The following is a 24,052-nucleotide window of genomic DNA, read 5'->3' on the forward strand; positions in this document are numbered from 1 at the left end:
CGCTGCGTGTTGTTTCTATGCGCAGTGCTGGTAAATCAATGATGCGGGTGCGTTACGCCAGCGGTTGTATCGAGCGCGCGCGCGAGGTTTCGCTGGTGTTCGAGATCGCGGCGATCGTGGCGCCTTCGCGCAACGTGTGGGGCAGCGTGAGCGATATGGACGTGTCGCTGTAGGTGCCGTCGATGCGTGCCATCAGCCGTCGCCAGGCGGAGCAGCCGATTTCACGGTTCGGCGCGCAGATGGTGGCGAGCGGCGGCTGCAGCAACTCGCCCATGGAAAGCCCGTCGAAACCGAGGATCGACATGTCGTGCGGGATCTGCAGGCGCGCGCGGCGCAGACCGCGGATGACGACCATCGCCAGCAGGTCGTTGCTGCAGAAGAGGGCGGTCGGACGGTTCGGACCGCTGGTCAGATGGGCCAGCACGGAAGGAGCGAGCTCTTCTGCGTTGAAATCGATTTCAAGCGCCGGGGCCGGCGTCAGCCCGGCCTGCTGCATGGCTTGCGCGTAGCCCAGGTGGCGCAGGCGCGCACGATCCGAGGCGGCGAGCGTGCCTGCCAGCATGAGGATGCGGCGATGGCCGTGGGCGATCAGCATGCGCACGCCGTCGTAGGCGGCGAGCCGGTTGTCGACCGACACCGAAGGACGGCGTACCGTATCGTTGTGCATCAGCACGTAGAGGAGGCCGGCGCGATCGAGGTCGTCGAGCAGCGGGTGGGTATCGGCGTCCGCGACGGTCAGCGCCAAGCCTTCGACGCGGTGTTCGCGCAGCGTCTCGATGGCGTGGCGCTCGCGCTCGGCGTCGTACTGGGTGGTCATCAGCATCAGCCGGTAACCCTGAGCGCTGGCCAGGTCGTCAATGCCCTGCAGGCACTCCGCGAACACCGGATTAGCGATCGTGGGGAGGATGACGCCGATCAGGCGGGTGCGCTCGCCGCGCAGCTGGCGGCCTAGCGGGCTGGGGCGAAAATTGAGCGCGTCGATCGACTGGCGCACCTTGTCGAGCGTGACGGGATTCACGGTGTGCGGCGCGTTGATGGCGCGCGAAACCGTGGCAATCGAGAAGCCTGCGTGTGCCGCGACATCCTTGATGGTAGGGGTCATCGCTATGGTTTTGGCTCGGGTTGTAAACGTTTTCGTCGAGCGGATTATCGGCAAGCATTGTGACTCGCCGATGACTCGGGAGGCATGGGAAGGCGCGGGTTTGGTGCGGCGGCGACCCAATGGTAGAATCGCGTCCGCCCTGCCGGGGTGATGAAATTGGTAAACATAGCGGACTTAAATTATTGAGTGCCCGACCGGAAACGGCCGGTGCAGAACCCCTCAAATTCGGTGAACCCCCTGGTTTTGCGCTGCGCGCGCAACCGAGGCAACGCCGAGCCAAGCCCGCCGTCGCATGAGTGCGAGGGTGCGGAAGGTGTAGAGACTAGACGGGGGGCGCCTTAGGCGGCGAGGGCTGGCGGTTTTGCCGCACAGTTCAGCCGCGATGGTGAAGGCATAGTCCAGCGCACGAACGAGGATGCCGCCCGGTATCGTCGGCGTCGAAAGACGTGGTGTGACGAAAATCCGCCGCTTAACAGCTTGCCGGTTCGAGTCCGGTCCCCGGCACCAAAGAAGTTTTTGACTGGCGCGCTCTGCGTCAGTGGCTTCCGTACAGCCGCCGAACACCGCTAATTCCATTCTGTGCCCGGCAACCGTGGTTAGCCGAATACCTGCAGGTGCTCGGCAAGTATCGCGCTACCTGTTCCGATCAGCGCTACGCCTCCCGCCATCTCCGCTCGCCTGCCATGCCACATGGCCAAGAAAACGGCCGATCAAGGACGTCAATGGCGAAAGGCTTGCGTAATGTCTGGCGCTACTTCTACCCACCTCACCTCGTGCGGCAGCGAAGCGAAGATATCCGAGCAATACAGTACTGCGAAATATGGTGGGAATAGCGCCGGTGGCCGCTCCGTTTACCACGAGGCCCAGAAAGGAATCTGGGCCAAGGTGGACAACGCTGGGTCGTCCGGTCAAGGAAGGCTAACACCTCACCTCATCATTGCGAGGCGGTTCGGCACTTGCGTGTCCGTTGGGAATTTACCGTGGTCGAGCGCAGGAGAGGGTGAGTGAACGTCGAAAACGAAAGCAGGTCTGGCGCGGTATCCGCTCAGGAGGACACGGCGAAGCCTAACGTCGCCATGATGACCAGAAATATTGGCCACCTGCTACGACTCGCGCGACTCAGGTTAGCGAATCTGATGGACAAGCAGCTGCTTAAACAATTGGGCATTACGAATGTTCAGGCGACTCTTTTGTTTCTCATTTCGACGGGCGAATCGGCGTCGTTGAAAACGCTTGCGCAGAGCAGCGGCACCGAGATGGCGAGAACATCACGGCTTCTCACCTTGCTGGAGGAGCGGGGCCTGGTGGTGCGCATTCGCTCCGGCTCGGATCGCCGGGTTACCGAGTTGCAGTTGACGGATGCCGGGTCTTCTCTGGCCAGTCGACTGCCGATGATCCTCCGGGATGTCGCCGACCTGGCGTTATCGACATTCGATGAGACCAACAGAGAGCTACTGGTGGATATGCTCTCCGATCTGATTGGGAACTGCGAGATGATCGAGCATCAATCAGCGGGGCGGCCGAGCGAGAATGACCGGATGAATCCGCAAGAATACTGGAAGGACTCGCTAGACCTCGTCGAGCTCCCATGTTCGCGAGAGTATTGCCGGTAGCTGCGTTTTCGTGCTGCGGCTTTCGTGCAGAGTTGCGGTGGATCCTGCCTGGACGGTCATCAATAATAAAAAAACAGGCCGCTCCGGTGACAAGGGAGGGGAATCCGAAAACCGGAACGGCCTTGAAAGGCTACTCAAACATTCGATGCGCGTTAAAACTTGTAGGTCGCACCGATCTGCAGGAAACGGCCCATATACGTATAGAGCGACTGGTCGTAGCCGGTCTGGTCGATCTGGCTCAGCCACTCCGGATCGAACGGAGGTGCACGGTTGAAGATGTTGTTCATGCCGCCGTAGACCGTCCAGTGCTTGAAGCCCGTGTACGCCACGTTAAGGTTGAACACGCTATACGACGCGGTCGAGAAGTTCAGACCCAGCGCGTTGGAGTACGGACCGGTGTACTGCCATGCGAGATCTGCATTCCACTGGTGGAAATTCCACGAGAGATCCGTGTTGCCCTTCCAGCGCGGGAACGAACCGCCGAACGGCTGCGCAAGCGTCAGGTCGTTACCCGCGCCGTCGACCGTCGAAGCGAGGCCGCCGATGCCGCTCATCTTGAAGTGCCACACATAACCCCAATCGCCCGATAGCTTGAACGTACCAATCGAGGTGGGCAGCGATTGCGCGAACGTCATTTCAAAGCCGTCCGTATCGAACGAACCGAGGTTCTCGTATTCGTTGGTCTCGAACGCAATCGAACCGTCCGCGTTCAGGACCGTGCCGCTTGGATCGAGCTGCGTGCCGATCGCCTTGTCGACGTGAATCTTGTACCAGTCGAAGCCGATGTCGGTCGTGCGTGTGGGCGACAGTTCGAAGCCGATGTTGTAGTTCTTCGTACGTTCCGGCTGCAGGTTCGGATTGCCCTTGGTGATGACGTTTTCGTCCTGCCCATTCGGCCCGATCGGCTGGATGCCGATGTTCGACGAATTCGTGTTTTCGAGGAACTCCGGTGCGCGGAAGCCGCGGTTGTACGAGGCGTACGTAGTGAACTGCTGGATCGGCTGGAAGCGCAGGGCGAAACGCGGCGAGAACGCGCCGCCGAAGTCGCTGTAGTGGTCATAGCGGCCCGACTGGCTGAACGTCAGCATCTTGTTGATCAGCGGAACGTCGACCTGGTAGTACACCGCGGCCACGTTGCGCTCACCGTCCACCGTCTGGAGGTTCGGTCCCAGCGTGGTGCCGTTCAGGTAGTTGGCGCCTTCCTCGATCAGTTCGCTTTCGTGCAGGAACTGCGCACCCAGACCCAGGCCGACGTCACCGGTCGGCAGATGGAACAGGTTCGGTGTCGCGAGAGTTGCGTCGAGCGCGTCGAGCTTGGAAATGCCCAGGTTGTTCGCCGTCGTCAGGATGCTGTTCACGGCGCCCGGCGTCGCCGACGGATTCACGAAATTAAGCGTGCCGTTGTTCAGCGCCGAGGTCAACGCGATCGGATTGACATAGTTTCCGAGCGTGTTGCTCACTGTGCTCATCGAATGCGTGTACCCGGCATTCCAGTCCCAGTCTTCCTGGCCGGTCGTGAAGCTTCCTTTCACGCCGGTTGCCGCACGCCAGTAGTTTGCATCCGTGGTCGAACCGAACGTACCCGGCAGGGTGCCAAACAGTTCCTGAGCCACGCCGGTCGTGTTGAACGGATTGTTGGCCGGTACCACTGCCGTGAACGGAGTCACGGTCTTGGTGACCGGGTTGAACTGCAGGCTGTTGCCAAGGACAACGGGGCCGTCGTTCGTCGTCGTCGTATTGTTGCTTTCCCACAGATCGGCGTACGCGGTCGTTGTATCGTTGATCTTGAAGTCGCCGTGAACCTTGGCGCTGAAACGCTCCGTCATCGGCTCGATCGACGTGTCTTCAGCCGTATTCCTCAGGCACACATTGCCGCTATTGATCGCGCCGGTTTGCGACGCAATGATGCTGGAGGAAGCGGGCGCAATCTTGCCGCCGGCGCAGCCGAACGGCGTCGCAACACCGGTAGTGGGATTCAGGAAGTACGACGGTTGCTGGACCGAGCCGCCAAACATCTGGTTGCTGAAGTCCTGATTCTCTGTCGTGTCGCGATCGGCCAGCGTGTAACCGTTCGACTTGTAGTAGCTCGCGGTCGCCGTGATGTTATAGCCGTCGGAGGTCAGATTGCCGAAGCCGCCAAGAATGCCGAACTTGGTCGTGCCTCCGCCGCCTTGTGTCGCGCCACCATAGCTTCCGTCGAGCTGCAGGCCCTGGAAATCATGTTTGGTGATGATGTTGACCACGCCGCCGATCGCGTCGGAACCGTACTGCGACACGGCGCCCGTCTTCACCACTTCGATGCGGTCGATTGCATCTATGGGAAGCGTGTTCAGGTCGAAGAACTGATCGGTGCCGTTGACAGCGAATGCAAACGGCGCAACACGTTGACCGTCGACGAGCACCAGCGTGTATTTTTCGCTCAGGCCGCGCAGTGCGATACCGGCGCCGCCGGCAGCAAAGCTGTCAGACGTGGACTCTCCCCAACTGTTGGCCGAGTTCGCGGAAATGGAGCGTACGTAGTCGGAGACACTCTTTTCCCCCGAGTTCTGAATGTCTTTCGTGGTGATCACCTGAACCTGCTGGAAGCCCACTTTGTCCGCCTGGCGGATCAGCGAGCCCGTGACCTGAAACGTCTGTAATTGCTTGACGTTCTTGCTGGTCGCCGTTGCTGCCGTGCCCGATGCCGCTGCGGGAGCGGCAGCCGCCGCCGTACCTGAAGCCGCCGCGGTGGCTGCCGGCTGGCTTTGCGCAAACGCTGGAGCGGCGATTGCGGTCGTCAGTGCGAGCTCAGCCCAGACGATTCTTCGAATGGCTAACGCCATTGCCCGTTGTTTCATCTCACCCCTCATAGTTGTCAGTGATGGCCTACATTGTTTGGCGAGGAGAAGTCTTATGGATTCCTCCTCGCGATCCACGGCGTGGATACGCCGAATCCCTGCCTGCGCTGCGCGTGTGCCAACGAGCCATCTACACATGCGGCGCTTCGGACACAATAAGTTCGAATTTGAAAGTCATATCTGAATCGGACTACTAATCGTAGTCATTGTCGTATCGACGATTGGCCTCGGATTTCGAGGACATCGCAACGGCTATCCAACGGCGCGTGCCGGCGGCCTTACATCTGTCGCGTCTCGCTGGAAGGCTTCACGTAAATGAGTTGCGTGACCTTACCAAGTCACAATAATTTTTTGTCGACGTTTGTTTGTCGCGTGCAAGCAATTCGCACGGGCGTTGGTTGATGTGATTCGACCGGGAGCGCATCGCGGAGTCGACGGTTTCGGCGCCAAGCCAGCTTCGCTGGGCCGTTCCTATGGAGTGGGAGCAAGTTACGAAGGGCCGCAACGAAACTCGATCCAGATTATTCCATGGATTAAAAGAAATACATGAAGGGTCGCTAAACAACATTTCTCGAGCATTCCACTCTTTCGGAAATGCATTTTCTGGAAGTGCGTTCTAGACGGACGTGGCATATCTTCGGCGACGTCGAGGGCGACGTCGAGGGCGACGTCGCGGGGAACCAGATAGGGTTCGGGGGGATTTGAATGTGCAGCAACCGGACGTGCTACGGGAGATGCCTTAACGGGCGGCCTGGACGAGTCCGCCGCCCGAGATCGTCGAAGCGTTCGCCCCGACCGTTAAACCAGCACGTGGCCACCATCGACAACGATGACCTGTCCCGTGCTAAAACCCTGTTGCATCAGATAAAGATACGTTTGGGCAACGTCGCTTGCTTCTCCGACCCTTCGTACCGGCATCTTTTCGGCGATATAGTCATACAGACCTTCGCGATCGGCTTCGCTCATGTTGTCCCACAACGCCGTACGCAAGACACCGGGCGCCACGGCGTTGACACGCAGCGGTGCCAGCTCGACGGCCAGGGTACGGGTCAGCGATTCGATCGCACCCAGGATGCTCGACGGGATGGTCCAGGCAGGCAGCGGACGCGACGACGCCACTCCGCTTGTCAACGTAATGGAGCCGCCCGCTCGAATGAGGGGAGCCCCATACTTGACCGCTTTGAGTGCGCCCCAGTAACGCACTTCGAAAGCTCGCTGCGCGGCTTCAATGCTGAGCTCAGCAAGGTTTTGCAGGAGCAGTGTCTCGCCGGCAGTGTAGACGAGATGGTCGAATGCGCCGACGCGCGCAAAAGAAGCCCTTACTTGAGCCTCATCGGAAAAGTCGAGCGGCTCGCCACGTGTGCCTTGAGGTAGTCGCTCCAGTGCAGCCGCAACGCGTTCCGGCCTGCTCGATGCGATGATGACCTCGGCTCCGGACTTCGCCGCAGCTTCGGCCACGGCAAAGCCAATTCCTGATGTACCGCCGGCTATGACGATGCGGCTGCCTTGAAGAGTGATGCTGGAAAGCTGATTGTTTCCCATGCTTTAAGTTTCGTAAGAAGGAGATCCCGCACGGTGACGTCGAAAGCAGGGCAGCACGTGCTGCCCGACCTGGATCGATGCGCCACCGCGGCCGCGAAAGAGTGTACGTGGTTTGCGAAAATCTCGTTGGAGACGCTGCACTCCGGCATACGTCGTGTACTGGCCGATCTTTAACGATGCGAACGTGAACGGCTAACCCACCAGCACGTCGGCATTGAGCGTTTGGGCCTTGTTGGTCATGGCAACGCGCGTGCCATCGTGGCCGCCCCTCATTGGTGTCGGGGTATTCGAACAGTGCTGGATGACAAGGACGTGAATTGGCTGAGATCGGGAGGGTTGGTTGAGGGAGTGGAGCGCGGCCACACACGTCAACAACTGCCCTGAAAAACTTCCCGAAATTTCCAAACCGACATAGCATTCTCAAAGGAGCATCGGCGATGCTGACGCCGGGAAATAGAACCTTCTGGAGGAACCATGAAAGTACGCACGCACCACGTTGTAGTTGCGGCAGCGCTCATCGGCGTGACGATCCCAATGTCCACAGTTCACGCCCAACTCGGCAACCTGCTAAATCAAGGGAACAACGGTTCGTCGCCGAGTCTGGGTGGTTTGACCGGCGGCTCGTCGTCTGGAGGCCTCGGCGATCTTGGTAGCGCGCTGTCGGGCGGTTCGGTGACATCCGGCAACAGCAGCAATGTCGCAGGCGTGCTGCAGTTCTGCATCAAGAATAACTATCTGGGCGGCAGCAGCGCGTCGTCGGTGAAAGATTCGCTGATGAGCAAGCTGCCAGGCGGCGCGTCGAGTTCCAATGGCGGCTACACCGACGGCGCCAACGGCATTCTGGATACAGGTAGCGGCCAGAAGCTGAGCCTGGGTGGCGACGGCGTCAAGCAGCAACTCACCAAGCAGATCTGCGACAAGATTCTCGACCAGGGAAAATCGATGCTATAAGCATGGCGAGCCTGGTTCGCTCGCCCTGATCAAAAAATCTCGCGCTAGTGATCGCCGGCACCAGGTGAAGTACTGCTAAGCAGTCTCTTTGTCGTTGCGCGCCGCGTTTGATTTGCGCTTCCTTTGAAGCGAAGGAGACCGTTCGGTCAAGCGAGCCGCCGCATCTTTATCCGCAGAGCCGGCGGCCGCGAACCGCCGTCGATACTCGGCTGGCGTCGTTTGTTTTGCAGCCCTGAACTGCCGATTGAAATTGGCGACGTTCGCGAAGCCCGAACGGGCGGCGATGACAGCAACGGGCAGGGAAGTGTCAACCAGCATCCGGCACGCGTGCCCGATACGAACCCGGGCGATATACCGTCCGACGCTCTCACCGATATGTTGAACGAAGTAACGCGTAAGCGTGCGTTCCGACAGGTTAGCGGCCTCACAGAGTTCCGAGAGTCGCAGCGGTTCGGCAAACCGCGCGTCGATTACCGAAAGAACCCGGTTAATCCGTTCGGGCTCGTGGCCAGATGGGCCGGCGTTGGCCTCATTGAAAGCACTCGGCGAGGCGAGCGGCTGTCCCGGCGCGTCGGCGAGTGTGCACAAGATATCGAGGGCGGCGCCAAGGCGCTCGCGCGCCTCGCTCGACAGCAATTGTGCGAGGCGCTCACGCATCGCTTTTCCAGCAGGTGGATCGAAGGCGAGCCCACACGCGGCTCTGCGCAACAGCTTGCGTAGCGGTTCATATTCGCGGCAACAATCGGCCATGCGCCGCGCCCAATCGCCGTCGAACCAGATGACGATAGCGACTTGGGGCGAAGAAGCGTCGATCGAACGGTTCGACGACCAGGTGTGCGGAAGATCCGGCGGCACGAGGACGAGATCCTCAGCCTCATAATCGCTAACGGAGTCGCCGATGTAGCGCTTGCCGTGACTGTTCATCGTCAGCGTGAGTTCGTACTCCGGATGATGATGCCATTCGAATGGAATACGTGGCAGACGCCGATGGTAAACCCGCAGTGAACAGTTCTCGCCGAACTCGACGTGCTCATAGGCTGGTTTCATGGCCGAAAGCGCAAATGAATTGCCTGAATAGTATCACCATGGCGCGCATCCCCGTCATATGCTCTCGACATACCAGATCCGTATGGAGACAGTCATGGCGTTGAAAATCGAAGATTTGCCAGGTGCAATTCGACAAGCAAAAAGAGAATTGCGCGCGGCGTTGCCGAACTATGGCGAGGTGTTCGCCGAGGTCGAAGAAGCGATCGGCGCCGAGGCGAAACGAATCGCCGGGCGGCGCGATCGGGGAGAGGACGTTATCCCCGAGATTCAGTTTTCCGACATTACCGAACAACGCGTCACCGCCGACCAGATCGCGATCGTCAAGGCACGCGGCGCGTGCGTGATTCGCAACGTGTTTCCCCGTGCGCTGGTGCAAAGCTGGGACCAGGAGGTTGCCCAGTATGTCGAGCGCAATCATCTCGACAAGCGCCTGGAAAACCGCGCGGAGGACAAATACTTCGGACAGCTCGCTTCCAGCAAGCCGCAGATCTATGGCGTGTACTGGTCGAAGCCGCAGGTACTCGCCCGGCAGTCGGATTCGTTGACTGCGGCGCGCGTGTTCCTGAACCGGCTGTGGCGCAACGAGAGCGAAGGCCGCGTGCACTTCGATCCGGAGCGCGTGCCCGTCTACGCCGACCGTCTGCGTCGCAGGCCACCAGGCTCCGCGTCGCTTGGCTTGTCGGCGCATTGCGATGGCGGCTCGGTCGAACGTTGGATCGAAAGCAATTTTCGCAAGGTCTACCGCCACGTGTTTGACGGGAGCTGGCGCGACTACGATCCGTTCGACGCGGCGTTCCGGCCCGATGTGCAAGAGATCGCTTCGCCCGCCGTTTGTTCGATGTTTCGCACGTTCCAGGGCTGGACTGCGTTGACGCCGCAAGGTCCGGGCGATGGCACCTTGCAACTCGTACCCATCGCCAACGCAATGGCGTACATCCTGTTGCGGGCGCTTCAGGACGATATCGCGGAGGACGACCTGTGCGGTGCCATGCCCGGGAGGGCGCTGTCGATCAAGCCGGAATTTCACGCGCCATTGTTCGAGGCGCTGTCGTCGATTCCTAAAATGGAAGCGGGCGATACCGTGTTCTGGCATAGCGACGTCATCCATGCGGTCGAAGACGAGCATAAAGGCGCGGGCTATAGCAATGTAATGTACATTCCCTCGGCACCCGCATGCGCCAAAAACGATGCATACCTTAAGCGCCAGTTGCCGAGCTTCATGAAGGGAGAAAGTCCGCCGGATTTCCCCGCTGACCATTTCGAGGTTGATTTCAACGGACGCGCCACGGCTGACGACCTGACACCGCGAGGCAAGGCGCAACTTGGCTTTGATCTGTAGTTGGGCAAAGGCGTTTTATACGTGCGAAAGCGGGCACGCAAGCTTACCGGTACTGCAACGGCGAGACCCGCAAGTGTTTCGTGACCGCCAGACCATACCGCGATACGATATGGCGGTCCCTGCCTGGAGAGCCGTCCAATGACAAACATCGCAGCGCTTCGCGACTTCTATGCGCGATACGTAACAGCCAAGGCTGGGTGCAAAGACGCAAGAATCTGCGAGGCATTTGCTGCGATTGAAAGAGAGAGGCATCTGGGCCCTGGGCCGTGGAATGTATTGACGCTGTCGGGTTACGTCTCGACCGAAACGTCGGACCCGGCCGTTCTCTACCAGGACATTGTGATCGGGCTCAAGACCGAGCGGGGCCTCAACAACGGGGAACCGAGTCTCCACGCACGTTGTCTGGACGCAGCGGCCATCTCGCCGGGCGAGACCATCACCCATATCGGCTCGGGAACTGGCTACTACACAGCGTTGCTCGCGTACCTCACCGGTCACGCCGGGAGCGTGGCCGCGTATGAGATCGACCCGGAACTCAGTGCGAAAGCAGCTTCGAACCTTGCACACCTGGCGCAGGTTCGGGTCGTCAAGGAAAGCGGAACGCAAGCGGTGTTGCCGCTATCGGATCTGATTTACGTCAGCGCCGGTGCGACGCATCCATTGAACAGCTGGCTCGAATCGCTCAACGTGGGTGGCCGTCTCATCTTCCCACTAACACCTAACCGCGGTCTCGGCGGCATGCTGCTCGTGACGCGCGCGGCCGCCAACTCATACGCGGCAAAGTTCATCTGCGGTGCGATGTTCATCGAGTGTATTGGGGCGCGCGATGACGCGACCGGAGAGTCTCTGGTTGCCGCCTTCGAATCGGGTGATATGGCGGCAGTCAGGTCGCTAAGATTGAAGACGCCCGCTGATTCGTCGGCGTGGTTTGTGGGAACCGACTGGTGGCTATCAACGTCAGAGCCACAAGGTTTCGCGGCTTGATATCCCACATCGGACCCGGTTCATAACGCGACGACCACCGGAAGGCGAAGTCGCGGGCTAAACGAGCAGGGATCCCATCCGCAACGCTATGCACTCGCAAAGGCGATATCGGACGGGCTCCCAACCGCAACATACGTCCCGGTAAACCGCAGCTTGCCACTCGCCTTATCGACCGAAAAGATCGTGATATGGTCACTGCGCTGATTCAGCGAATACATGAAACGCCCCGACGGATCGAATTTGATCACACGCGGATAGTCCCCACCGGTAGGCACTTCCCCGACGCGCTGCAGATGTCCGTTTCCGGCGACGCTGAACTGCACGATCGTGTCGTGCAGTCGATTCGCCACATAGATGAACCGGCCATCATGTGAAAACACAAGTTCCGACGCGAAGCTCGTGCCCTGATACGCGTCCGGCAGCGTCGAGACCGACTGCAACTGCGTCAACGTTCCATGCGCACTGTCGTAGGCATAGCAGACCAGCGTCGACGCTTCCTCTGTGACCTCATACAGATAGCGGCCATTGGGATGAAACGCGAGGTGCCGTGGCCCGGCGCCTGCCGACGCGGCGACGAACGGCGGATCGTTCGGTGACAGCGCGCCGGTCGCTTCGTCGAACTTCCAGATATACGTTCGATCGACACCAAGATCGGTTGAGATCGCGAATCGACCATCCGGCGAAGGCACAATCGTATGCGCGTGCGGGCCGTCGTGATCGCTGATGGCAAAGCTGCCAGGCACACCTTCCGCCGCGTGCTGCGCACCGGCTGGCGCCTTCGGCTGCTGAACAGAGCTCGCCTCGCCCAGCGTGCCGTCGTTCGAAACCGGAAAGACCGCGACGCTGCCGCTGTTGTAGTTCGCGACCATCAAAAAGCGGCCGCCTGGATGCAAGCTCAGATAGACCGGACCGGCGCCGTGCGAGTCGACCGTGTTGATCAGTTTCAACGTGCCCGTGCCGCTTTCGATCGCATAGGCGCTGACCGAGCCGTCGGTCGTGCCGTTGAAGTTCTTCACCTCGCTACCAGCGAACAGGAAGCGTTGTTGCGGGTCGACGAGGAGACTGCTTGGATTCTCGACGCCACGCAGGGGCTCGAGTGCATCGAGCTTGCCGCTACTCCGGTCCACCTGGAAGCGATGGATACCGAGGCCATTGGGCGTGTAAGTACCGACGTACGCAAACAACGGCTTGCCGCTATCGGCGGTGGCTGTGGCACTTTTGCTCGCGGCCTGTGCCGGACGAGTCGCCGCGATCGAGCCGATCGCGGAAGCGGCCGCCAGCGCACTTACGCTTCTGAGCCAAACGCGTCGCGCCTGCGAACGAGGTACCTCGAGATTCCCGACATTGCTCATTGTTTGTCTCCAAAGTAATAACCGACATTCGCTCGACGCTTCATCGGTATTTGATACTGGTAGTCTGCCCACGGCTGTCTGATATATCGGACATGAGTCCGACTCGGCAGATGAGTTGAAGTGTTTCACGGAAAATAAATCGTGGCAATGGGGCGAGTGCCGTCCGCTGGAGCGCGTGAACCGAAACCTTTAGGATGACGAAACTCGTGTACCCAGAATCGCTGCGCATCGAAATCTTCAATATGCATTTTGAATAGATCCGGATGACGAGGTCTTTGCGCGAAGTACGAAAAAACGATCAGTTGTCACGAAATGCAAATGTTCGTCTGTAACGTTTCAGGGTGTGAGAAATTATCGTGCGGTAGCAGGGCCTCGGGTCAACCGGCGGTGGGGGAAAAGCCTGAGAAAACAAGAAAGGAACGGATATGAGCTTCGCTCCAGACAGTCTTATTTCAAACGGTTCAGGTGGCAGTCCGTCAGGTTCGATGAGCGCGCTAGGAGGCCTTGCCGGATCAATGACTTCCGGCGTCGCCAATCAGCTAGGGCCGCTTGCTGGCCTCGCGGGTCATGTCGACACCGTGCAGCGGGCGGCGCAGCTTGCGCAGACGGGTTTCTCGCTGATGAACAAGCCGCCCTCGGCGGTGGCTGACACGATCAACAATACCGGCACCGCGGGTGCCGCGCCGCTGACCCAGCAGAACCGATACGTCACGCTCGACACACCCCTCGGAACCGATGTTCTGCTGGTGACTGCGGCGATCGTGGACGAACACGTGAACCAGCTGCCGGAAATTCACCTCGATCTGCTGTCCCATACTCAGGATCTGAAGCCCGAGGACCTGATCGGCCAGCAGGTGCATCTCAAGTTCGATCAACAGGCGCGGCAATCGACCGTTGAGCGGATCGTCGCATCCGATAGTGCAGACGAGTTCCGCTACTTCGACGGCTATGTCGCCTCGTTCGATCGAGCGGGCAACCCGGGCCGGGTCACGCAGTACCACATGACGGTGGTGCCGTGGTTCTGGTTTCTGACGCGCTCGACCGACTGCCGCATCTTCCAGAACGAGACCGCGCAGGAGATCCTCTCCGGGATTTTCCAGGAACATGGTTTCTCCGACTTCGTTTTCGATATCCAGACGAGCCAGAATCCGCTCGAGTACGTGGTGATGTACCAGGAGTCGTATTTCAATTTCTGCGCGCGGCTGATGGAGCAGGAAGGACTGATCTGGACTCATCGTTATCAGAAGGACAAGCATCTGCTTGCGATTGGCGACACGAATCTCGTGTTCCAGCCAATTGATGGACTGACGACGGTGCAGTACGCCGATAGCACGTCGAGCGAGTTCAACGGCATCGACCAGTTGCACGAAGGGCGGCGCTTTGGAGTGGGCAAGGTGACGTTCCGCGATTTCAATCATCAGACTCCCTCGTCCCCGCTGATGCTGGTTGAGGCCGAGCCGCAAACGCTCAAACACGCACGGCTCGATTCCACCGAGCGCTTCGAACACCAGTCGCTGTACGACCATAGCGACGACGGTAATCGCTATGCCCGCTACGCCATGCAGGCGGAAGAGGCGAACGCCTATCGCTATACCGGCGGTGGCTATGCATGGCGTATGACGGCCGCGGGCAACGTGACGGTGACGAATCACCCGGTGCAGACAAATAATCAGGAGTACGTGATCCTTCGTGTGCGTCACCAGGCGGTCAACGACTACACGCAACACGCTGCCAAAACGCCGTACCGAAACAGCTTCTCTCTGCTGCCGCAGAAGATAGCCTATCGCCCGCAACGGATCACGCCCAAGCCGCTGATTCAGGGCACTCAGTCGGCGATCGTCGTGGGCCCGAAGGGCGAGCAGATTTATACCAACGGCAGTTGCGTGAAACTGCACTTCCTGTGGGACCGGCGCGGCAAGCTCGATGGTACGGATTCGATGTGGATCCGCATCTCGCAGCCGTGGGCGGGCGATGGCTGGGGCGCGGCGGCGATTCCCCGGATCGGCCAGGAAGTCCTCGTTGCCTTCAATCAGGGTGATGCGGATAACCCCGTGATCGTGGGGCGGGTATACAACGGCGATCAGGGCAACCCCTACCACGGCGCCGCTGGCCAGACGATGGGGATCAAAAGCCAGACGCACAAGGGCGCGGGTTCGAACGAACTGTCGATGAGTGACGTGAACGGTTCGCAACTGCTGTACATGCACGCCCAGAAAGACATGAACACCGTCATCGAAGACAGCGAGACGCACCAGGTGGTCGCTGGATCTCGCACTGTGACCGTTGCGGCGGGAGACGAGACGAAGCAGATCGGTAAAGGCAATCTGACCGAAACGATCGCGCAAAAGCGCAGCACGACCGCGGCCGATGTTCAGGTCTTCACACCCGCAGGCGACGCAGGCGGAGGAACCCAGGTATATGGCGCGGACAAGAGCATTACGCTTGCGGTCGGCGACAGCACGCTCGTTCTCACGCCTGACGGCATTCTCCTGAAGCACGGCAGCTCCACCATTATGCTTAGTGATGCCGGTGTGTCGGTCAACGGTCAGCGTATCGATCTCAACAAATAAATATTGATAGGGTTCCTCATCATGTACTACGCGATCCACGAAGGAACGTTCGTACTGCCCGATGCAGCGCTGGACCGCACGGTCAATATGCTGATGTTGAACCAGGGGCCCGGCGGCTTCAACCTCGTGATCTCGCGCGGCCGCCTGCGCGAGGGCGAGGATCTCGACGCGTTCATCGCGCGGGAGTGGGGGCTTGCGACACGCGAGGCACCGAAGCTCACCGAGCGTTCGCGCGAAGCTGTGACCGTGGGCGGCCGCCCTGGTATCCAGATCGAGGCGACCCAGGAGCAGGACGGCAAGCTCAGGCATCAGTTGCAGAGCGTATTTCCGGCCGATGACAACGGCAGCGTGCTGGTGATGACGCTCACCTGCGCGTCCCCGTTGAGCGAAGAGCAGCGCGCGACGGCCGACCGGATGCTCGACAGTTTCGAGCCGCGCGTGGCGCGGCCAACGCTGGGCGAGCCGCCGGAGGACGCGAAGTGAGTGACGAACAGTACGCCGCCGCGCGCTATCACGATCCGATCCAGCATACGTCGCTGCTGGGCGATCTGCTTGGCATGGGTGGCTCGCTGCTGGGCGGTGCGGCCATCGGGTGGGCGCTTTCGACGTTGGCGGAAGGTGCCGTGGTGGCGGGACTGGCCGCACTGGAAATCGGCTCGGGTGGCCTCGCAACGCCGCTCGTGATTGGGATCGGGATTGGCGTGGCCGCCGTCATGGAAGGAAGCGGTCTGAACGAGAAGATCGACAACGCGGCACATGCGCTGGGTAACGCGATCGCTCCGCCGGAGATCAAAGGCAAGATCACGAGCGGCTCGCTCAATGTCTACGTCAATAATCTGCCGGCTGCCCGCGCGGCAAAGCCGGGCGACATGGACACGATTGAATGCCAGAATCACTCCGGGCCGCAGATGATTGCCCAGGGCTCGGGCAACGTCTATATCAACGATCATCCCGCGTCGCGCGTGGGGGATAAAACCACGTGTGACGCCAGCATTGCGGAAGGTTCGGACAACGTATTCATTGGCGGCGGTACGCAAACGGTGCGCGATATCACCGCGGCGCGCAAATGGGTGGCATGGCTGGGGGCGGCAATCGGGATCGCGCTTGCCCTGTGCGGGCGCGGCAAGATGAATTGGGACGACTTCCTCAAGAGCAAGCTGCCTTGTCTCGCACTCAATATGGGCGCGGCGCTGGTCGGCACCGCGCTGGGTCATTTGATGCGGACCTCTGCTGGTCACCCTGTCAACGTGATCACCGGCGGCAAGATCCTGGACGGCACGCACGACACGGATTTTGTTTTGCCCGGGGCGCTACCGATCGTCTGGCGTCGTTTCTACAGCAGCCACGATGACCGGGCCGACGGTCTGTTCGGACTGGGTTGGAGCGTGCCAGTCAGTGTCGAACTGAAGCTCGGCCGCGACGAAACGGGCCGCATCGAATCGATTACCTACTGGGACGAACAGGGGCGCGACATGGTATTTCCGGCGGTGCCTCCCGGAGAGAGCCATTTCAGCGTGCCAGAAGGCATCTACCTGATCTGCACGGCCGGCGGCCATTACGTCGTCGAGACGGTGGACGGGCTATACCGCGATTTTGGACGAGCTGACACCACCAGCGGCGATTCGCTGAAGCTCTGGCGACTCGAGGATCGCAATGGCAACTGGATCGAGGTTCAGCGGGAAGCGGTGGAGCATGTCAGCCGGCCGGCTCGCGTACTCGACAGTGCCGGTCGAACCCTGAGGTTGACGTATGCGCAGGCGCACCCTCAGCGTCTCGCATCGATAGATCTAAGCCACGGTGTCGAGGGTGAGCCCCCCGAAACGTTGGTGCGTTACACCTATTCCGACGCGGGCGAACTGGAGACGGTGACGGATCGCAGTGGACAGATCGTGCGCCGCTTCGCTTACGACAATGGTCTGATGGTCCGGCAGACCCTGCCGGGCGGACTGCAATCCTTCTATGCATGGCAAGGGACGGGACGAGACGCCAGGGTCGTGCGCCACTGGACCGATGATGGTGAGGAATACGTATTTGATGCGGAGCCCGAACACCGTGAAGTCACGATCACCGATCAGCTCGGACGCGTGACTCGCTGGACCTGGAACGCGGACCGGCAGCCGACCCATTATAAGGACGCGGAAGGCCACAAATGGCAGTTCGAATGGAATGCTCAGCGGCAACTGGTCAGCACGACTGACCCTGCCGGTCACACGACGCGCTTCGAATACGATGAGCGCGGGCGCCAGACGGCCCGAGTCGATGCGCTTGGACGCGTCGAGCGAACCGAATGGAATGGCTTTTACGATCTGCCAGTCTCGGAGATCGATCCGGCGAACGCGCGATGGATCTACCGCTACGACGAGCGCGGCAACCTGACGATGACGCGCGACCCGGCCGGGTTCGCGACGGAATATCACCGCGACGAGAGGGGACTCGTGCACACGATCCGTGATGCACGTGGCGGCTACAAGCATCTCGAGTGGAGCGCTCGTGCACAGCTGACCGCTTATACAGACTGCTCCGGCAAGACGACGCGCTTCGTGTACGACGCGCGGGGGATGCTTGCGCGTGTGATCGATGCCGCCGGCCACGAAACGGTCTACGAGGCCGACCCGATGGGGCGCGTCACGTCGATCGTGACGGCCGATGGTGCCCGTCAAACGTTCCGGTACGACTCGGGTGGACGGTTGATTGAAGTCACCGATCCGAACCAGCGCAGCACCCGCTACGACATCAACGCACGCGGTCTGCTGTTGTCGCGCACGGATGCGGCGGGACGGGTGGTGGGGTTTGGCTACGACGAAGCGTTCCGGCTAGCGTCGCTGACCAACGAGAACCGCGAAAGCTACCGGTTCCGTTATGACCGCCGCGACCAGCTCGTCGAGGAGGTGGGGTTGGACGGCACCAGACGCTCGTACGCTTACGATGTATGCGGATTCGGTGTCGCTGCGCGGGAGGACGTCCTCGAGACGACGTACGAGCGCGACGCGCTTGGGCGGCTCGTGCGCAAGGTGGCCCTGCGCGAGGCCTGCGCTTACTTGTACGACAAGGCGGGCCGGATTGCGTCGGCGGAGCTCTACAGTGTCACGGCAAGGGGGTTGTCGCTGAAGAATCGGGTGAACCTGAAATACGGACCGCGCGGCGAGTTGCTCGAGGAGTACACGCCGACCGGATGGCTCGTACATAGCTATGACGAGTTGGGCAACCGGGTCAACACGACGATATCGGGCGAACGTACGATTGACTGGCTGCACTACGGCTCGGGACATGTCCACCAGGTGCGCGTCGATGACACGACGATCACCGATATCGAACGCGACGATCTGCATCGCGAGGTGCTGCGCACCCAGGGCAGACTGACCAGCGAATTCGGCTATGACAGTGTTGGGCGCCGTGCCCAGCACGCGGCGCTGCGTGGCGCGTCGACCGAAGCGTTACTCGGCAAGCAGTGGCAATACGATGCAGTGGGCGACGTGATGCAGAAGCGGGATATGCGGCACGGCGTCACAAGCTATCGCTACGATCCAACCGGGCGTATCGAGCAGGCGGTCGGGCCGGGGCTGCCGTCGGAAGTGTTCCGTTGGGATGCGGCGGCGAACCTTGTGTCGGGGGATCACCCCGGCGGCTACGTCGAGCACAACCGGCTGCGGATGTTCGAGGACAAGCGCTTCGAATACGACCGCTTCGGGCGTCTGTCGCGCAAGCTGAGTGGGCGTGGTCCGACGAAGGACCAGACATTCGAGTACGACGACTGGCATCAGTTGAAGACGGTGGTGACGAAGGACCGGATCGGTATCGCGACGACGCACTTCGAATACGATGCACTTGGGCGGCGTGTTCGAAAGCTGAACGGCGGGTACGCGAGCACGGATTTTCTGTGGGACGGGATGCGGCTCATTCAGGAGACATATCACGACCGGCAGGGTGAAGAGGCGCTGACGTATCTGTATGAAGATGGCAGCTATGTGCCGCTTGCTCGGATCGATCATCATGCGCCGGCTGCGAATGATAGCGGCACGACGGATGCGGTTTACTATTTTCATAACGATGTTTCTGGAATGCCGGAGGAGTTGACTGACTCGGGCGGTGATTTGATTTGGCAGGCGCGCTATAAGGTCTGGGGTAATGCGGTACAGGAGGAGTGGATCCAGCGTGCTCCGGCGCGGGCAGTGGTGGTGTGGGATGAGGTTCAGGCGGCTGCGGCTGCGCCAGGACATGTTCCGAGACCGCAGAATTTACGGTTCCAGGGACAGTATCTGGATCGTGAGACGGGGCTGCACTACAACACGTTTCGGTTTTATGATCCGGATGTGGGGAGGTTCATCAACCAGGATCCGATCGGGTTGCGGGGTGGGGTGAATTTGTATCAGTATGCGGCCAATCCCTTGGTCTGGATCGATCCTTGGGGCTGGGCGGCCGATAGATTGCCAAGGTCTAATGGCTACTGGGACGGCGAGCCAGGAAATAGCAACTGGTACTCCGACAACCCAAGTGTAAATGCCGTTACCGGTGGTGATCCAGTTCCATTCCAAGGTGGACGACCCGATTTTTCGGCATGGTCCAAGGGCGAGTTGACCTTCCCAGAAGGTGCGCTCGATGGCAGCCGGCAAGACTTCACCAAGGTCTACGAACAGATTGGGCGTGCCAAGGATATAAGTCCAAGCGCTGCGCAGAAGCTTTTGAGAGAGAATGGCCTAACTCCGCACCATTTGAGCCAGACCCAGATACAGCTAATTCCGTCCGATCTACACGGGAATGTTCCCCACACTGGGTCGGCTGCCGATATGAGGAAGACGCGATGCTAGACAAACTTTCGAGGCTTGGGGCTACGCCCGCCAATGTTTCGGCAGAGGTCACCGCCGCCCGGCTGAAATCCTTCGAAACCGTAACCGGAGTGCTCCCGGAAGACTATGCAAACCTATTGCTTCATTTTGGTGGGGACATCGAGTTCAGCGCGATAGTTGCGTTCCGCCCGGACGTGCCGTCTCCATGGACTTCGGGCGACGGAAGGGACACTCTGGAAATGCTGTATGGCTTAGGAAGCAAATATGGCCTGTCGGTCCTGGAAATGTACAACAGGTACAGCACGCGTATTCCGACTGGCTGGATTCCGATCGGCGCGGCACCTGGAGGGAATCAGATATGTTTGTACATCCGGGACCAAGCAAGCGCGCGCGTGAGTTTCTGGGACCATGAAAGTGAGGTGGCGCCAGGGCTATCTCCAGGAAGCGACGGCTTAACGTCGATCGCAGTCTCCCTCCAGGATTTTGTTGATCGGCTTACGCCAGAAAGGCCCTCAACGAACGTACCAAACGACGTCAAAGTAGACTTGCGGTTTTAGTGGCGAGACTTCTCATCGCTGGCGCGTCCGAGTTGCATCACGATCAAAGCGCGTAGTCGGGCGCATCCCGATCGAGTAATCGGCGAACGCTCGCGAGGTGCTGGCGCGCGCTATCCTGCTCGCCGCCCCGCATCTGCCGGTAGGTTTTTGCTGCGATGCCGGGATCGACGATTTTCAGCGGCCTGCCCGTCGAGAGTGCGAGCCGTTGCACTTCGCATGCGCGTTCGAGATAGTAGAGGTCGTCCCACGCTTCGGCGATCGTTGCGCCCACCACCATCACGCCGTGGTTCTTCAGGAATGCGATGTCTGCGTCGCCGATTGCATCGGCGATACGATCGCCTTCCGAACTGTTCAGCGCCAACCCGTTGAAGTTTTCGTCGACAGCTGTGCGGCCATAAAACTTCAACGCCGTTTGTCCTGCCCACAGCAGCGGCGGTCCTTCGAGCATTGCCAGCGCGGTCGCATTCGGCATATGCGTATGAAAGGCGACCTTGATGCGTGGCTGCCGCAGATGCACGCGCGCGTGAATATAGAAAGCGGTGATCTCGGGTACGCCGTCGCCTTGCACGACATTGCCATGCATATCGCAGACCAGCAGTTTCGACGCGGTGATTTCGTCGAACGCGTAACCGTACGGATTGACGAAGAACAGGTCGTCGCGGCCCGGCAGTACGGCAGACAGATGATTGCACACGCCTTCGTGCATGCCGAGTTTTGCCGCCATCCGGAAACACGCCGCGAGATCGATGCGCGCTTCGCGGATCGCCGCCGTGTCGAGTTCGTCGGGTTCGATTTTTGCACGCGCCGAGGCGGGTACTGAAGTGAGGCCATGTGCCATTGCTCTCTACCTCCAAAGTGATAAATGCAGGCTCCGCGAATGCGGGCGGGACGTCAGTGGGCAAATGATGCCATTTTTTCTCCGGGCGTATGAATTCACAGCATGGCATTCAATCCTTCCCGGGGATGCCGGGCAGGGCGTCCGGAGCGCGGTTCCGGACTTTGGTATACAGACGTATGGCAATGTTGTAGTAATGTTTCAGGGTAAGATGGTCGGGCAAGTTTCCCTGCGGCTGCCCCCATTACCCGCCTGAACACCCCTCGTCTTGCGCTGCACACGCGCTGAAAGAGCTAACCCTGAATACCTATGACGTAGTTAGACGTTCGCGAGAGCGTCTTTCAGCGGAGATACAAATGAAAAATGGAAAACCTAAGCGCACCCGGCAAGATGCCGAGCGCCTGTTCGAAGGACTGCCCCAGGCAAGCGTCAGATCGGCGAGCCGGCCCACCAATCCATTCGAAGAAGGCGCGTTCGATGAGGTCGAACGCGTCGACGAAGAAGCCAAACTGTGGAAAGACAATCTGGTTACGTTGCCGCTGGCGATCGAGTTGCCTGCAGGCTATGCGTCCGTGTCCGCCGTGCGTACCGCCATGGAGCGGGCATGGCGGCTGAAGTGGGTGAGGGAGGGCAGGAACGAGGTGGTGACCGACTTTCCAGAAGGGTGGTCGGCCGTGCGCCCCGCAAGCGGACCGATCGAGTTGCGCGATCCGGCCGGCGTAGTCCGAGCCGTGTATGGATGGGCCGAGGATGCCGAGCTGAGGATTTTACCGCGCTATCTGGTGGAGTCGCAGACGAATAGCTCGAGCGGCCTCGGCAGTCTGTTTGTCCGTGATCGTGAGAACGGTCAGATCCTCGAGCGCTCGTCGGTCTGGTCGGCGCAGACCGGCACCAATCATCCGGATTGGGCCAAACTGTCGGCATGGCTTGACAGCAAGTATCCACTGCACCGTGATCCGCTGCGGCTATGGGCCGACTGCGAAGCCAACCGTGCTTAAAAAAGCCGTCCAGCTTGTGGCCGGACGGCATTTCCTCGACATCGCTTCGTTAGTGTCCTGCTGCTGCTTCGATAATGCAGCAGTGCCGATACCGCTTAGAACGTGTGACGGATACCTGCGGTCACCGCGACCTGGTTGTTATTGGCCGAGGCTTCGGACAGACCGTTGATCATCGCGCCGATATTCAGGCCCGATTCGATCACGTGCTGATATTCGCCTTGCACGTACAGCTCAGTGCGCTTGGACAGCAGATACGCGGCCTGAATATCGACCTGATTCCACTTCGGATCCGCGCCGTTCAGGCTGCCGTCGGTGTACGTGTAGTTGCCGGCGAGGGTGATAGCCGGCGTGATGTAGTACACGCCGTTGATTTCATAGTTGTTGAAGCGGGCGCTGCCGCCGTTCAACGCCAACCCGCCGGTTACGCCAGACTGACTCGCGGAAATGCCGAATGCCTGGTTAAGCATGGTCTGCGTAAATACGAAGCCTGCCGTAGCCGGGCCGAAGACGTATTTGACGCCGGCACCCCAGGTGCGCTGGCGGCCTGCGAAGAAGGTATTGTCGCCATCGAGCACGCCGTTGGTGTTCGTAATGACAGCCGAGGTAACGTCGTTGTTGATCTGCAGGTAGCCGGCTGCGACTGTCAGGCCGAGATAGTTATACGACGCACCAAAGCTGTACGCGCGGTTATTCGAAAACTCACCCGCTTCGTTCGAGAAGCCGTACAAACCTTCGAACTTGAGGCCGTTGTAATTGGCGCTCTGATACTTGATCGAGTTGTCGATACGGAAATCGTTGTCGAGGTTATCGTTGTCGAACGGGTGCGCGAAGTACGTGCCGCCGTATTGCGTGCCGGTCAACGCCAACGGGCCGAGGTAATCGACCACGCTGTCGTACTGGCGGCCGAGGGTGACCGAGCCATACTGGTTATCGGACAGGCCGACGAACGCCTGACGGCCAAACAGACGGCCGTTCTGGCGAAGCGCGCCGGTGGAGACATTGAAACCGTTTTCCAACGTGAAGATAGCCTTCAGACCGCCGCCCAGGTCCTCCGACCCACGCAGACCCCAACGGCTCGTATTGATGGCACCGTCGGTTTCCTGCACGTTGCTGTGGCCACCCTGATTGTTCGTGTAGGTGATACCCGCGTCAATCAGGCCATACAGCGTAACGCTGGTCTGAGCATGTGCAGCAGTCGCAAAAGCGCCCGTCAGGGCAGCTAACATTACGGCCTTTCTCATTTCTTAGCTCCGGGAACAGAATACTGAATTGTTTATATATAGAGCCCGCTTTCCAGCAACGGCTTCGCGCACTCGCAGGCAAAGCAAGTCCACCGACGTGCAACTCGTGCAACGCGCGCGCTCGTTTGGGGGCATGTGAAGTGTAGAGAGGGGCTTGTTGAGCGAATCCGCGAATTTGCGCAATTCTGATTTTGACGGCCGGCAACGATACGAGCTGCGCGCGCCGCTAAGCCGTGATGGCAAAGGGATTCGGCATTTTGCAAAAAATCTGCGGAGGGTGAGCGGATGAGTGGCTCGACC

At 60.0% G+C, this 24,052-nt stretch carries 16 protein-coding genes; 9 read left to right on the forward strand and 7 right to left on the reverse strand.

The window, feature by feature from the left end:
* Positions 1-52: 52 nt before the first annotated feature.
* A complete protein-coding gene (locus BUS06_RS09760) occupies positions 53-1,102 on the reverse strand; it encodes a LacI family DNA-binding transcriptional regulator (RefSeq protein WP_074264084.1) in 1,050 nt (349 codons plus the stop codon).
* A 1,004-nt stretch (positions 1,103-2,106) separates the two neighbouring features.
* On the opposite strand from BUS06_RS09760, the gene BUS06_RS09770 reads away from it, so the two are divergent.
* Positions 2,107-2,715, forward strand: a complete 609-nt coding sequence (locus BUS06_RS09770; protein WP_074264085.1) for a MarR family winged helix-turn-helix transcriptional regulator — start codon at positions 2,107-2,109, stop codon at positions 2,713-2,715.
* Positions 2,716-2,867: 152 nt separating this feature from the next.
* Here BUS06_RS09770 and BUS06_RS09775 read toward each other — a convergent pair whose 3' ends face one another.
* Complete coding sequence (locus BUS06_RS09775; protein ID WP_074264086.1) at positions 2,868-5,552, reverse strand: TonB-dependent receptor; 2,685 nt, start codon at positions 5,550-5,552, stop codon at positions 2,868-2,870.
* A gap of 798 nt (positions 5,553-6,350) precedes the next feature.
* Positions 6,351-7,094 (reverse strand): SDR family oxidoreductase, encoded by a 744-nt coding sequence (locus BUS06_RS09780; RefSeq protein ID WP_074264087.1) that lies wholly within the window; start codon positions 7,092-7,094, stop codon positions 6,351-6,353.
* A gap of 474 nt (positions 7,095-7,568) precedes the next feature.
* On the opposite strand from BUS06_RS09780, the gene BUS06_RS09785 reads away from it, so the two are divergent.
* Positions 7,569-8,045, forward strand: coding sequence for a YjjA family protein (locus tag BUS06_RS09785; protein WP_074264088.1), 477 nt, complete (start codon positions 7,569-7,571; stop codon positions 8,043-8,045).
* Between the two features lie 75 nt (positions 8,046-8,120).
* Here BUS06_RS09785 and BUS06_RS09790 read toward each other — a convergent pair whose 3' ends face one another.
* On the reverse strand, positions 8,121-9,092 hold the full coding sequence (locus BUS06_RS09790; protein ID WP_074264089.1) for a helix-turn-helix domain-containing protein: 972 nt from the start codon (positions 9,090-9,092) through the stop codon (positions 8,121-8,123).
* Positions 9,093-9,186: 94 nt separating this feature from the next.
* Between BUS06_RS09790 and BUS06_RS09795 the strand changes: the two genes are divergently transcribed.
* Together BUS06_RS09795 and BUS06_RS09800 are read left to right on the forward strand one after the other, a co-directional pair.
* Positions 9,187-10,431, forward strand: a complete 1,245-nt coding sequence (locus BUS06_RS09795; protein WP_074264090.1) for a DUF1479 domain-containing protein — start codon at positions 9,187-9,189, stop codon at positions 10,429-10,431.
* 138 nt (positions 10,432-10,569) lie between these two features.
* Entirely contained in the window at positions 10,570-11,415 is an 846-nt protein-coding gene (locus BUS06_RS09800; protein ID WP_074264091.1) for a protein-L-isoaspartate O-methyltransferase family protein, read from the forward strand.
* A gap of 86 nt (positions 11,416-11,501) precedes the next feature.
* Here the strand turns inward: BUS06_RS09800 and BUS06_RS09805 are convergent, their stop codons facing one another.
* Positions 11,502-12,767, reverse strand: a complete 1,266-nt coding sequence (locus tag BUS06_RS09805; protein WP_083611382.1) for a lactonase family protein — start codon at positions 12,765-12,767, stop codon at positions 11,502-11,504.
* A 425-nt stretch (positions 12,768-13,192) separates the two neighbouring features.
* Here BUS06_RS09805 and BUS06_RS09810 point away from each other — a divergent pair, with 425 nt between their 5' ends.
* From BUS06_RS09810 to BUS06_RS09830, 4 genes are read left to right on the forward strand one after another with little or no spacing between them, the layout of a single operon-like run.
* Entirely contained in the window at positions 13,193-15,337 is a 2,145-nt protein-coding gene (locus BUS06_RS09810; protein ID WP_074264092.1) for a type VI secretion system Vgr family protein, read from the forward strand.
* Positions 15,338-15,358: 21 nt separating this feature from the next.
* Positions 15,359-15,820, forward strand: coding sequence for a DcrB-related protein (locus BUS06_RS09815; RefSeq protein WP_074264093.1), 462 nt, complete (start codon positions 15,359-15,361; stop codon positions 15,818-15,820).
* Positions 15,817-20,142 (forward strand): RHS repeat-associated core domain-containing protein, encoded by a 4,326-nt coding sequence (locus BUS06_RS09820; protein ID WP_254368802.1) that lies wholly within the window; start codon positions 15,817-15,819, stop codon positions 20,140-20,142. The genes BUS06_RS09815 and BUS06_RS09820 overlap by 4 nt, the downstream gene beginning before the upstream one ends.
* Entirely contained in the window at positions 20,136-20,678 is a 543-nt protein-coding gene (locus tag BUS06_RS09830; protein WP_074264094.1) for an SMI1/KNR4 family protein, read from the forward strand. Before BUS06_RS09820 ends, BUS06_RS09830 begins: the two co-directional genes overlap by 7 nt.
* Before the next feature lie 43 nt (positions 20,679-20,721).
* Here BUS06_RS09830 and BUS06_RS09835 read toward each other — a convergent pair whose 3' ends face one another.
* Positions 20,722-21,516 (reverse strand): aldolase, encoded by a 795-nt coding sequence (locus BUS06_RS09835; protein WP_074264095.1) that lies wholly within the window; start codon positions 21,514-21,516, stop codon positions 20,722-20,724.
* 353 nt (positions 21,517-21,869) lie between these two features.
* Between BUS06_RS09835 and BUS06_RS09840 the strand changes: the two genes are divergently transcribed.
* Positions 21,870-22,511: a hypothetical protein gene (locus BUS06_RS09840; protein ID WP_074264096.1), complete on the forward strand. Its 642-nt coding sequence runs from the start codon at positions 21,870-21,872 to the stop codon at positions 22,509-22,511.
* Between the two features lie 95 nt (positions 22,512-22,606).
* Here BUS06_RS09840 and BUS06_RS09845 read toward each other — a convergent pair whose 3' ends face one another.
* On the reverse strand, positions 22,607-23,752 hold the full coding sequence (locus BUS06_RS09845) for a porin (protein ID WP_074264097.1): 1,146 nt from the start codon (positions 23,750-23,752) through the stop codon (positions 22,607-22,609).
* Between the last annotated feature and the right edge of the window lie 300 nt (positions 23,753-24,052).

Origin of the sequence: Paraburkholderia phenazinium (assembly GCF_900141745.1) — a bacterium.
Classification (GTDB): domain Bacteria; phylum Pseudomonadota; class Gammaproteobacteria; order Burkholderiales; family Burkholderiaceae; genus Paraburkholderia; species Paraburkholderia phenazinium_B.

Coding starts and splice junctions, on each gene's coding strand:
- BUS06_RS09760 (WP_074264084.1), bottom strand. CDS start 1,102: ATGACCCCTACCATCAAGGATGTCGCGGCACACGCAGGCTTCTCGATT.
- BUS06_RS09775 (WP_074264086.1), bottom strand. CDS start 5,552: ATGAAACAACGGGCAATGGCGTTAGCCATTCGAAGAATCGTCTGGGCT.
- BUS06_RS09780 (WP_074264087.1), bottom strand. CDS start 7,094: ATGGGAAACAATCAGCTTTCCAGCATCACTCTTCAAGGCAGCCGCATC.
- BUS06_RS09785 (WP_074264088.1), top strand. CDS start 7,569: ATGAAAGTACGCACGCACCACGTTGTAGTTGCGGCAGCGCTCATCGGC.
- BUS06_RS09790 (WP_074264089.1), bottom strand. CDS start 9,092: ATGAAACCAGCCTATGAGCACGTCGAGTTCGGCGAGAACTGTTCACTG.
- BUS06_RS09795 (WP_074264090.1), top strand. CDS start 9,187: ATGGCGTTGAAAATCGAAGATTTGCCAGGTGCAATTCGACAAGCAAAA.
- BUS06_RS09800 (WP_074264091.1), top strand. CDS start 10,570: ATGACAAACATCGCAGCGCTTCGCGACTTCTATGCGCGATACGTAACA.
- BUS06_RS09805 (WP_083611382.1), bottom strand. CDS start 12,767: ATGAGCAATGTCGGGAATCTCGAGGTACCTCGTTCGCAGGCGCGACGC.
- BUS06_RS09810 (WP_074264092.1), top strand. CDS start 13,193: ATGAGCTTCGCTCCAGACAGTCTTATTTCAAACGGTTCAGGTGGCAGT.
- BUS06_RS09815 (WP_074264093.1), top strand. CDS start 15,359: ATGTACTACGCGATCCACGAAGGAACGTTCGTACTGCCCGATGCAGCG.
- BUS06_RS09830 (WP_074264094.1), top strand. CDS start 20,136: ATGCTAGACAAACTTTCGAGGCTTGGGGCTACGCCCGCCAATGTTTCG.
- BUS06_RS09835 (WP_074264095.1), bottom strand. CDS start 21,516: ATGGCACATGGCCTCACTTCAGTACCCGCCTCGGCGCGTGCAAAAATC.
- BUS06_RS09840 (WP_074264096.1), top strand. CDS start 21,870: ATGAAAAATGGAAAACCTAAGCGCACCCGGCAAGATGCCGAGCGCCTG.
- BUS06_RS09845 (WP_074264097.1), bottom strand. CDS start 23,752: ATGAGAAAGGCCGTAATGTTAGCTGCCCTGACGGGCGCTTTTGCGACT.